Genomic DNA, 11,711 nt, shown 5'->3' with positions numbered 1-11,711 from the left:
TTTTTAACTGTAAAGAATCTATTTATAGTTAACCATGAATATAGTCCTACTTGCAAGTAAATATAGGACTTTATTCCTATTAATTGCCAAGAAATATGTAAGAATTTATCAGAATAAAATATAAAAAAGCCCTAACAGCGAATGAGCTGTTAAGGCTTTCCATTAACTTTAATTTTTACGCCATTTTCTCCGTAAGAGGAATCCTAGAAGAATGAGCGCCAAACCGGATAATTTCACTGCCGTGTGACTGGACTCACCGGTCACCGGGAGTGTCTCCGGCTGGAGACCATCCAACGTCGTTGGCTGTGGACTAAGCGAAGGCGCAGACCCGTTTGATTGAGCAGGCGTCGGACTCGGCGACAAACCAGGACTTGGGCTTGGACTCGGACTCGGGCTTGTGCCCAGACCCGGACTTGGCGAACCGGACGGAGCAGGCGACGTACTTGGCTTCGGTGATGTTGAAGCACTCGGAGTCGGATCCGGATCATTCGATGATGAATCGTGTTTTGGCGGATTCGTCGGCGTGCTGGATGGTGGATTAGACGGCGTACTAGACGGCGAATCCGTTGGCGTGCTAGTAGGCGGGTTAGATGGCACGGTAGATTTCGTATTGGTTACCGTGATTGAATAATTCTCACCCGAGCTCAAGGATACCGGATATTCCTTATTCGCATCCAAAGCGTACCCAGCAGGCGCTGCACTCTCCTTCACTACATAGTTGCCCTTCAACAGGCCGGTGAAGTTAGCAACTCCATTTTCATTCGTGGTCATTGTGCCAATCCGATCCAATGTCCTGTCAGACTTCCGGTACAAGTCGAAGGTAGCTCCACTGAGCAATACGGTGTAATTCGACGCATCCACCTTTTTCACGGAGAGCGAGCCTCTTACACCGCTACCTGTGCCGGAACCGCTCGAAACGCCAACGATGATATCCTGCACGGTTTCCTTGGTCACTGTCGTTACATTGTTACCACTCAGGATAACCTTATTGGAAACAGTATCCTTATCGTTAGCCGCGATGAGCGATTGGTACTCCAAGATATAGGCGGAGCTAATAGGATTGACAAAATGCAGGCGGAACGTTTGTTTGCCGCCAGCATCCGTTTCAATTACCAAGGTATAGTCGATTTCCTTGGTTAACTCTGCTCCTTTCGTTACGTTGCCATTCACATCTACTATCGTTTTAAACAGATGGAACGTATCAAGCAGCAGCAATTGATTTACAGTAGGCGTATCGATTAATAAAGCGTCATTCAAAGTTGACTGTCCTTGATTAATCGTTATCGTCCAATTAATCTTGTCGCCGCTTTGCAACCCTTTCTTGCTGATGTACTCGCCTCCGTGTGGGATGTTGACCGTCGCTTTCAGATCGTTCGACACAGGTTTACTCGCATCGAATAGTTTGGCTGTGTTGTTTACTGTCGTACTGTTAATCAACTGTCCGTCCAGACTCGTTTTAAAAACGATAGAATACGGTCCTAATATAGGTTGTTTGAACGAGAGTTTTAATTTATTAGCTGCGTCAATTTGATACTCGTACTCAGAAGTATCTACTACACTGCCTAATGTTGTGGTCCCATTTGGAGCAATGACCATCTTATAAACAGCAAGCGTGACTGCATCGAGCTTTTGATTTGACTCCAAGAGATCCTCAACGACAGCTTGCTCAATGGGCTTACTATTATAGTTGACCCCTACTGTCCAAGTAATCTGCTTGTGCGCAGCGTCATAGGTACCGCTTTTGAAACCATTATTCTTGACTTCGTCCCTTGTATAAAAAATATCCGTCACTGTCTTGGTTTGCTCATTTTCCCAACGATCCAACCAGGCCATTTGAGCTGTATTATAGAAGTCTGTTTTGCTGCCTGCAGGTTGAATCCATTCCAGATTAAATGCTGTTTTGTAATTAATGGTTACCGGTCCGGTTAACGGATTCTTGAATCTTACTATAAAGCCATCCTCAGGAGCTACCGAGTCGTCTAATGTATATTCAGATGGATCCAGCACTCCTGCGCCTTGCTTGACTTTAAAGGTATCTGGAAGAAAGCGAAGACCCTTGTAAGGGAAGGTATCAGTTACAACCACATGACTCATTTGCTGGCTGTCCCCATTAATCGCAATATTCCATTCAACTATTTTAGTACTATAATCGATATGCCCGTCACTTTTGACAAGTACCACCTGATTAATCGGCTTAACAACCGTATCGCTGCTTCCGCCACCTGAAGTAACGGTGTTGGTTACGGAACCATTGTCCAGAACAGGCTTACTTGCCTTCGTTTTATAGATTACTTTATACGCAGATGAAATATCATGAAGAAACTGCAGCTTAAATCCCTTTTTACCCTCGGCCGTCTGCGGAGTCAAAGTATACTCAGTAGAAGGCACTACACTACCCAACACTTCGCCGCCTATCCCATTAAATGTGACTGGGAATATTTGAAAAGATTCGGCTATTAACTCTTGGGACTCATTGAATAGGTCCGATAACCAGGCTGCCGATTGTGGGATATTGCCCTCATTATAATTATACTGAATTGCCCAACTTATCGTCTGCGTTCCTGTCGCGTAGTCAGTTGCGATCTTCTTAAGCACACTTCCATGCTTGACTTCAACAGTAGCAGTTGCTTGAACCGGTGTCTTGTTGCTGCCAGACAATGTTGCCGTGTTCACAAACGATGACTTGGTTGAGTCCGTAATTGCCGTAGCGAATTGTATCCTGTATGCATGAGTAATTGGGTTATCAGCAAAATGAACGGCAAGAATGCTGTCGTCCGTGCTTACCGTATACTGACTGCTATCCAACAACTCTCCCAAAATCATAGTGCCATCCAATTTTACATCCAGAGAATAAACCGCAACAGAAACAGGCACAGCCAACCCCGCAGGAATAGGATCTTTTACGACCGCTTGTTGAATGGAGTCCATCGACTTGTTCACATCAACGGTCCAATCAATTTGCTTCGCATTAAAACCGTTAGCCACACCTGCCTTACTTATGGTAGAAGGAACATCCGGCCTGAAAATGAGGGTAAAAACCTCTTCTCCCGATTGAATCGGTATCGTAATAATTTGCGTTGTCGAGCCAGTTATTTGGCTTTTATTAAATTGGGTATTGATCGTGAGGGTCCCTCTCACATTATCATGGCTCTCAATGAAGTTGTTAAATGTAATGATGACTTGGCGGCTGTCCTTGTTCACTTGAAAGGTTCCAACTTGATCATCACCGGTAGTCAAAGACCCACCCACGTTATTAAATAACAAAAATTGCGCTGGCAGCATAAACGTATAGGTGTCACCTGCCCGGTAACTATGACCGTCCGGCAAAGACCAGGTATAGTCCAGCCTTACTCTAGCTCCCTGATCGTACACGTTTCCTGTCACGACTTGTCCCGCACTGTTGTAAACAGCCATCGTCACGCTCTCCAAAATGTTATCTGTATTGGAGATTTCAGTCGCGCTCGCTTTGGTTGAAACGCCGACTGCATACAAGCACTGCATGAAGACTAACAAAATGACGAGTAGCAGCTTCAATTCCTTCTTCAACATCTTCATAAATTCCCTCCATTCCTATGCATATGTGGACCAAAAAAACTCAATTCACCTTTGATACAAAATGTATCAGAAAATACCGCGCTATACAATACATAACGTATCAATGTAGTTATTATATGATACATTCTGTATTGTATACGTCATAACTGTACCACATCGGACGAAAGTGAAAGGAAAATCCACTTAGTCCGATGATTCTACAATTTTCCCTCTTATAATTAAACGGTGCGTCGGATTAACCATAGGGTCGCAGGTAATTAAGGTTATTTCCTTATCTTTACCATTGCCCTTTAAGACCGAAATATCTGTAGGAAGGACATATTGCTTATCCTCCACGATGTATTTGAACTGTTTGCTCCCTGTCTCCACTTGAATGATGTCGCCCAGATCAACTTCATCTAATCGGTTAAAATTTTTCCCATAGGTCAAATTTCTATGGCCAGCTATCGCATAGTTGCCTACCTCGCCCGCTTTCCCCGTATTAGCTATACTTGCAACGGAGACCTTCAAATTCTTTACCGTTGCGTCCGTCAAGATCGGAAGTTTCAAATTGATTTTATCGATACGAAGTACGCCCTCTACATTCTTGGGCAGCGGTGTCGGTTTCGGCGCAGCTTGCAAATCCAAAGGCTGCACTGGCTTTACACTAGGGGGATTAGTAGCAGCCGAATCAACAGCCCCCACGGCATCCAGTGGAGCCATAGCACCCAAACTGCCAGTTGCCTCGACTTTTCCTATGAGAGGATTCGCACTCTCAGATTGTGTAATCTCACTCTCCTCCGTAGAGATCTGATCCATGATCTGCAAACTTTCCTGCCATTGATTCATAATCTTCTGCTGCTGATAACTCTCGTACCGGTCATTCAAGGCCGGATATAGAAAAATCAAGGCCCCGAGGATGATGCATGCGAGAGAAAGCACTTTCCTGAACATGCCATACCGCCTTTCTTATAAATCCTGTAATACCCTTATTTTCCCACACCAAAACCGCAACAGCAAATGAGCTGTTACGGCTTCATTTTCTAACTAGCTGACCGTTTTCGGACGCTCCATGCGCGTAATCCCCGGCCAGCGGAATGTCGCCCACTCCGGCTGCCGCTTCTCTACGCGAGCCACAACGACAGTCATATCATCTTGAATTTCGCCATGATGATGGCGGAAAATTCGTTCCAATAAACAATCCGCGAACTCTTGCGGCAAGGTCGTGTCAATTTCATGGATCATGCGCTTCATCCACATCTCCTTATTCACCGCATGGCCAGGCGCATCATAGATCCCATCGGTCATCATAACGAGGATATCTCCCGATTGGAGAGGAATAGAAACCAGATCGACATCGATCTCGCTTAAAATGCCCACAGGCAGATTATTCGCGGAGATCGAGATCACCTCGTTCCCTCTCTTAATAAAGCTCGGTATGGAGCCAATTTTCATGAAAGTCGTATTGGCATTGTACATGTCAATCAAAGCCATATCCACCGTTGCATACATCTCATCGGAGGAACGAAGCATCAGCACCGAGTTCAGCGACTTGATCGCCAGCTTCTCGTCCATCCCGGACTGCAGCAGCTGCTGCAGGATGCTAAGGGCGGTCTGGCTCTCGGCCCGCGCCCGCTCACCGTTGCCCATGCCGTCGCTAAGCGCAACGGCATACTTGCCATTGCCCAGCTCCACCGTGGAGAAGCTGTCGCCTGAGAAAAGGTCGCCCCCTTTGGCCGCGCCGGCGACCCCGGTCTCGACCACGTATTCTTTGGCAGAGCCGAATACGACCGTGCTGTAGCCTTCGCCGCGCTCATGCATCTCTTCGCGCATCACGGCGACGTTCTCGCCGATGATTTCGCTCAGCAGCGGCGCAATGATTTTCCGGCATTCATCGAAGCCCTTCGTGTATTGATGAATGATTTCAATTTCAATATTTCCCTCATCTAAGGAAATAATGTCGATTGTATGAATCGATAGGCCCAACTCCTCCAGCGCATTGCGAATTTGCTCCTCCTGAAGGAACAACTCCTGCCCTTCGCGCTTAATTTCCTTCGCCAGGTCCTCCATCACCTGGGAGACGCCGGACAGCTGATCTGCGACCAGATGGCGGCTATCCATAATTTGTTTTTTCCAATGCATATCATTCTTGTACAAGCTATATTGCTGCTTCATTACATCAAGCACCTGATCCGTCCGATTACACACCTTCTTCCATTCCGCGGGTATTTGCTTCTTCGTCATATTCTCCTTTGTCTCAATATTGGTCATCATATCCGTCATAAACGTATACGTTTGATAAAATTTCTGATCCCAGCACTGGCTCTTCTTCCAGCAGGATTCACAAGTTTTCTGTGCAACGGCATTCATGAAATGCCCAACTTCCTCCTCCTTACGGCTGACCGCGTCATCCGTCGTTAGTTGTTTAAAGCTGCGCGACAGCTGCCGGAACACTTCCGAGAACTGCTCCACACGGCTGGCCGTCACATCGCGAACCCGCTTCGCATAGTCCTGTTGCGATTTGAGATTCTCCTGTGTGCCAGGCACATATTTGGCAAGCGTAAGAATCAGGCTCCTCGGCGTAAGGAGAAACAGCGTAACGGCCGCAAGCGATTCCCACGCGGAGTTGATCATATCGGCACTTGAACCTATATAGAACGATAGAATCGAAGACCCCAGCAGCATACCAAAGGCAACAGCGAGCCGGTTCCCTTCCTTAAGCAATCCGGCTAACATACCAGAAAAGGCAAGCAAACTCATTTGATAGATGGCGTTGCTGTTCGCAAGACTTAAGATAAGCCCAGTGATAACACCAACCGAGGCTCCAAAAGGCGCTCCACCCACCAATGCAAATAGCAGAATCAAGTATCGGGAGAGCACATGTTCCACGGTGACAGGACCCATTACCCAGCTCACCGTCCCTGTCATAACGGAGGCCAATAAAATAATTAAGCAGATGATTTCCTCATGTTTCAAATGATAGTTTTTACGGGTAAGTGTGAATACCGGAATAGCTTGTATGAAAATCAGTGTCAGCACTAGACTAAGCAGTGCCTCTACGGACAGCATCATCAGTGTATACCAGCTTAAGTTTGATACGACCAACTCTGCAAAAAGCTGAACCAGGAAGGTTGAGCTGAAAACGAGCAGCGGAGCAAGTGAAAGCTCTGAACGCTCAAACTTCTCAAGCGCTTTTTGAATAAGCAGGAAAACGATAATCTCAGTAACGAGATATCCAGTATTTGAATTGATGGACAGTAAGCTCCCGGCAAACGCCGCAATACCTACCCAATGTAAAATGTCTCTCCTCGTAAAATAGATAACCGCGATAAAGGCTAAAGCAAACGGAGAAAGCTGTTCGAGGATCATCGCACGTCCAAGAAGGAATGCCATAACGATGAGGAGAAAAGACCACTTCTTAGCTACAAAAGCTTGAACAAAACGATTTTCCACTGCCGCACTGTGAGCACCTGTTTTCGCTCTTTGCCAAATTCCTGACCATCCACCGCTAATCGTCGCTCCTAGGCTTCTTCTTTGCATGCTTTGAACACCATCCATTCTTCCCTTATTTGTTTCTCTAGTATAGAGACAATCTAGCAGAAAGTTTGTCAGAATGAGTTGATAGATTCAAAGAAATTTCCGACAAGCCGCGCCAGCCGTGTCACCCGCCCCCAGCCCTTGCCGTGTCTCGCTTTATTTAGCTGAAAGCGTATCCAAAAGTCTGATCCTCCCGAACTTTCGCCACGCAGATGGGGGAGATACCCGTAACTCCATGTCGATTGGAATTGACCATACGATGAATTGTAATAATTGGTCATTGTACAGAAACCATCGAAAAAATAAAAAAACCACATCCGCCTAAGCGAAATGTGGTTCTATTATAAGCATCTATTAGTCTCTTCTTCCGCCTCGACCACCGCGTTTGGACTCGGTGTTCTTCTTCAGTGACGAAATCCGCTCTTCACTATCTTTAAGGAAACGAGATACTTTATCTTCGAACGAGAACGGTCTTGCTCCGCCTTGCTGCTTGTTAAAGCCGCCGCGACCGCCACCACCGCCGCCACGATTGAAGCCGCCGCCGCCTGGACGACCGCCGCCTGGGCCACCACTAGGAGGACCACTGCGTTCTCCGCCACTGCTTGGACGACCACCTTGGAAGCCGCCTGGACGATCTCCGCTCGGGCGTCCTTGATAGCTGCTGCCACCTGTACGTTCAGGACGAGCTGGTCTTTCCTCAACTGGCTTGTCAATCGTTTGCTTGATCGACAGTCCGATCTTGCCATCCTTGTCCACGTTAATCACTTTGACCAATACTTTGTCTTCCAGCTTTAAATGGTCATTAACGTCTTTCACATAATTGTCTGCGATCTCCGAAATGTGAACAAGACCGGTAACTCCTTCAGCAAGCTCGACGAATGCTCCAAAGTGAGTAATCCCCGTCACTCTACCCTCTAACTTGGTGCCAACTTCAATTGCCATAAAGTAAAATGTTCCTCCCTTAAAATGTTGAAAACACTGGCTACGCCGATTATAACCGATGCAGAAACCACGGTCAACACGGCATTCGCCCCTTCTTCAGTCCTTTTATTGCTTCGAGACACTAAGTGGCGTCTCTCCCGTTTTGCTATAGTGAAAATCCCGGCGAATAATTTGATCCAAGTATTCATCATTATGAAGCCTACTGATTTCCTTCTGCGTCTGCTCCTTGATCTTCTTCGCATCAACGAGCTGTTGCTCCATATTCGCCACGGCATTTCTCTTCTCGTGAAGCTTAGCGAACTGCCCCCAAATGTTAACAGCAGCCCAACTCATAAAACAGAGAACAAAGATCATCAGAAAACGCAGTCTTCGCTTTGAGCCTACACTACTGCTGCGCTTGTTTGGTGCGGTTGCTTGAGCCTGCATGTATAGGAATTCCTCCTACTTTGAGAATAACCTGCGATATAACGTTACGATCTTGCCCGTCAGCTTCTTCAACCAATCAGGGATCACGAAATATTTATGCACAGGCCGAGTCATCCAGAGGAGTAGTCTCCACAAAGGATAAAGCAATTGTAGCACAATTCTATAAAGGAATATAGCTACAGCAAGCAAAAAGCCCAAAATTATAACAGTTAGACGATATAAGCCAATGATTGGTTTAATGATAAGAATTTCGACGGTTTTTGCAATAAACTTGTAAATCGCAATGACAACTCGTATGAGAAACAGCGTCAGACGAACCACAACTTGGCTGAGGAAGGCAAAATAAAAGCAAATACCGATCCCCATTCCCAGAAAAATAAACATGCGAACTTGTCCTTCATTGCTGTAAATCAACAGTCGGAACACGAGGATTGTCGCCACAATCCAATACACCGTATCAACGAGCGGAATCGTCCACCGCGGCAGCCTGAGCTTACCGGAAAGCACACGAAACACATCAAACATCGCGCTAATGGCAACCCCGCTCAAAAACATCATGAAGATTGTGTGGAATTGAACATTCAGCGTCACTTGAATAATTTACCAAGAAACCCCTTGGATTTCTCCTGGGTATTTCCATCCACATACGATAATTCTTGAATAAGTCCTTCAATGGCGACTAACCCCTGCTCCAAGCTCAAATTCTTAATGTGCAAATTCTGCCCCTTAATCATCAGGTAGCCCATTTCCGTTTCAAGGAGGAACTCTTCGCTGTCAAAGCTGTCTACGTTCAAAACTCCGGAGATCTCCAAGAGCTTGCGATTCAGCATTTTGATTTCTTGCCGTTTGTTCGTATTTTTAACGGGTTCCATCATGGCCTGTACCCCTCCTTCATCTATCATTACGATATGGGAGGATGTCCTATTTTAGAACCAAAAAAAAGCCCAAGATCCCTCATCCGGGAATCCTGGACTATTCGGTGTTATATCGTGTTACTCGGACTGATAAGCCTCTTCCTTGACCAGCGTGTACATCTTCGCAGCGTCTTCCTTGCGGGTCGACTCCGACAGGAGCTCTACGCGAATCGTCACTTTTTTCTGACCAAATTGAATTGCTAATTCGTCGCCGACTTTCACTTGCGTACTCGCCTTGGCATCTCTGCCGTTAATCCAGACACGCCCTTGGTCGGACACGTCCTTCGCTACGGTTCGGCGCTTAATCAGTCGAGATACTTTTAAAAACTTGTCAATTCGCATTATTTTACAGCGTCTTTAAGCTTGTTACCCGCTTTGAAAGCTGGAACGTTGGATTCCGCGATCACGATTGGGTTACCAGTTTGTGGGTTACGGCCTGTACGACCGGAACGTTTGCGAGTTTCGAAAGTTCCGAAACCGATTAATTGAACTTTATCTCCGGATGAAAGAGCGTCTGTAACTTCACCAAGGAATCCGTTAAGTACAACTTCTACGTCTTTCTTAGTTAGTCCGCTTTTTTCTGCAATGTTGTTGATTAAATCCGTTTTGTTCATGTGATTTGTTACCTCCCAAAAATAGTTGAAGATCATGTCTTCTATGTACCAAAATTCGCAAAGCTGAGAGACTTTGAACGATGTTCAAATATCCCTACTAGTAAATTTCCATATTCAACCTTACACCAAACTTAGTATTCTTCTTTTTTCGTCAAATTCCTTCTATTACTAGCGAAGTTTTGTAACTTTTTTTGCTTCCTGCCAATAATTTTCCATCTCTGATAACCCAGTTTGTTCAAAAGAAAGCCCTTTTAAACGTAGCTGATCTTCCATATATGAAAATCTTTGAATAAATTTGCGATTTGTGTGCGCAATAGCTTCTTCCGGATCAATTTTGAGGAATCTAGCAACATTTACAATAGAAAAAAGCACATCCCCAAGCTCCTCAAGCCGATCTTGAGCCGCTTCTTCCGACGTATTGTCGATAGCCTCACGCAGTTCGACCAGCTCTTCATCCAGCTTCCCAAGCACCTCTCGCAGCTCAGACCAATCAAAGCCGACAGTAGCCGCCTTCTTCTGCAGCTTCAAAGCCTTCATGAGCCCCGGCAAGTCTCTTGGAACGCCGTCCAGGACCGATTGCTTCGTCACGTCGATGCCTTTCTTCCGCTTCTCTTCGGCCTTCATCGCATTCCAGTTCACAAGTGCCTCATCGGCATCTTCCGCTTTGTTGTTCCCGAATACGTGCGGATGGCGGCGAATGAGCTTCTCATTCAGCGTAGCAATCACGTCATACACAGTGAATGTCCCGATCTCCTCTTCCATCTGGGCATGGAGCATAACTTGCAGCAGCAAATCTCCCAATTCTTCGCACATGTGCTCAGGATCATCTTCATCGATCGTTTCCAGCACTTCGTAAGCTTCTTCTATGAGATTTTTGCGGAGGCTGGCATGCGTCTGCTCGCGATCCCAAGGACAGCCCTCTGGACTCCGAAGAATTTGCACAATTTCATGCAATCGGCCAAAAGTCCTATAGCGGACCTCGTCCTCTTCGCTCTTCGGCACCCAAACAAGCGACAAATTGCCGTAACCTTTCACATGATCCAGCTCATGCAGCGGCACTTCAATGATCTGCTCGGCACCCGCCACACCCAGGGAGTGGCCCACAACAACGCGATATTCATCCGGGTATGTATCCATGAGAGAAATCTTGAGGTCTGACGCAGTGTAGGTATCATAGACCTGCCCAATAATTGTATGCATCTGCGGATTTAGCGCATAGCGGCTGAGACTGGTCGCATCAAGCAGCTGAAATCCATCGATCGGATCAAAGCCAAAGCGTAAAAATGCCTGATCCAGAAAGCTTTCTCCCCCCAAGACTTGTAGCGAGATCCCTTCTTCCGGACACCGCTGCTTCAAAAGCTGTACCGTGTACTCCGCCACCATGGGGTGACCGGGAACAGCATAGATGACCTCAGTGGATGAGTCTTTGGCAGATTGAATAAGTGACTCCGCAATAGATTCATAAACACCCTCAAAGCTTTGATGTGCCACATAGTTGGCGTCAAAAGTTTGGTAAGGGATTTGATTGCTGTCCAGCATACGGACCATCGGATGGTCCTCCGTGCGCAAATAGAGCGCTGCTTGTGATTTTGCTGCACTTTGGAGCTTTTTCCAGACACCGAGTGTGAGCTGGTCTTCGTCTCCCGTTCCGAGTCCGAGGACAGTTATTTGAGCTTGAGTTGACATGGATGGCACCTCCTGAAATATGTTTGTTATCTGAGAGCAAGCCTGCGAGCTATGTTGT

Annotated in this window: 10 protein-coding genes; all 10 read right to left on the bottom strand. The window is 46.4% G+C overall.

Translation table 11 applies throughout. The features are described from left to right. Positions 1 to 168: 168 nt before the first annotated feature. Entirely contained in the window at positions 169 to 3,555 is a 3,387-nt protein-coding gene (locus PCH02S_RS26675; RefSeq protein ID WP_246069265.1) for a collagen binding domain-containing protein, read from the bottom strand. A 183-nt stretch (positions 3,556 to 3,738) separates the two neighbouring features. Further along, positions 3,739 to 4,488: a class D sortase gene (locus PCH02S_RS26670; protein WP_127457149.1), complete on the bottom strand. Its 750-nt coding sequence runs from the start codon at positions 4,486 to 4,488 to the stop codon at positions 3,739 to 3,741. 93 nt (positions 4,489 to 4,581) lie between these two features. Then, a complete protein-coding gene (spoIIE, locus tag PCH02S_RS26665) occupies positions 4,582 to 7,074 on the bottom strand; it encodes a stage II sporulation protein E (RefSeq protein WP_127457148.1) in 2,493 nt (830 codons plus the stop codon). Between the two features lie 351 nt (positions 7,075 to 7,425). Next, entirely contained in the window at positions 7,426 to 8,013 is a 588-nt protein-coding gene (locus PCH02S_RS26660) for a S1 domain-containing RNA-binding protein (protein WP_127457147.1), read from the bottom strand. 105 nt (positions 8,014 to 8,118) lie between these two features. Beyond that, on the bottom strand, positions 8,119 to 8,439 hold the full coding sequence (locus PCH02S_RS26655; protein ID WP_127457146.1) for an FtsB family cell division protein: 321 nt from the start codon (positions 8,437 to 8,439) through the stop codon (positions 8,119 to 8,121). A 15-nt stretch (positions 8,440 to 8,454) separates the two neighbouring features. Next, on the bottom strand, positions 8,455 to 9,030 hold the full coding sequence (gene yabQ, locus PCH02S_RS26650; protein ID WP_127457145.1) for a spore cortex biosynthesis protein YabQ: 576 nt from the start codon (positions 9,028 to 9,030) through the stop codon (positions 8,455 to 8,457). Then, entirely contained in the window at positions 9,027 to 9,314 is a 288-nt protein-coding gene (gene yabP, locus PCH02S_RS26645; RefSeq protein WP_127457144.1) for a sporulation protein YabP, read from the bottom strand. Before yabP ends, yabQ begins: the two co-directional genes overlap by 4 nt. Positions 9,315 to 9,431: 117 nt before the next feature. Continuing rightward, positions 9,432 to 9,695, bottom strand: a complete 264-nt coding sequence (locus tag PCH02S_RS26640) for an RNA-binding S4 domain-containing protein (RefSeq protein WP_127457143.1) — start codon at positions 9,693 to 9,695, stop codon at positions 9,432 to 9,434. After that, the gene (locus PCH02S_RS26635) at positions 9,695 to 9,967 is read right to left on the bottom strand and encodes an HU family DNA-binding protein (protein ID WP_029197991.1); all 273 of its coding nucleotides are present in this window, start codon (positions 9,965 to 9,967) and stop codon (positions 9,695 to 9,697) included. Before PCH02S_RS26635 ends, PCH02S_RS26640 begins: the two co-directional genes overlap by 1 nt. A 168-nt stretch (positions 9,968 to 10,135) precedes the next feature. Further along, positions 10,136 to 11,653 carry a bifunctional methyltransferase/pyrophosphohydrolase YabN gene (yabN, locus tag PCH02S_RS26630; protein ID WP_127457142.1) on the bottom strand — a complete coding sequence of 506 codons (1,518 nt, stop codon included), beginning with the start codon at positions 11,651 to 11,653 and terminating at the stop codon, positions 10,136 to 10,138. Between the last annotated feature and the right edge of the window lie 58 nt (positions 11,654 to 11,711).

This window comes from Paenibacillus chondroitinus NBRC 15376 (genome assembly GCF_004000765.1).
Classification (GTDB): domain Bacteria; phylum Bacillota; class Bacilli; order Paenibacillales; family NBRC-103111; genus Paenibacillus_E; species Paenibacillus_E chondroitinus.
This window is presented reverse-complemented; position numbering and strand designations above follow the sequence as displayed.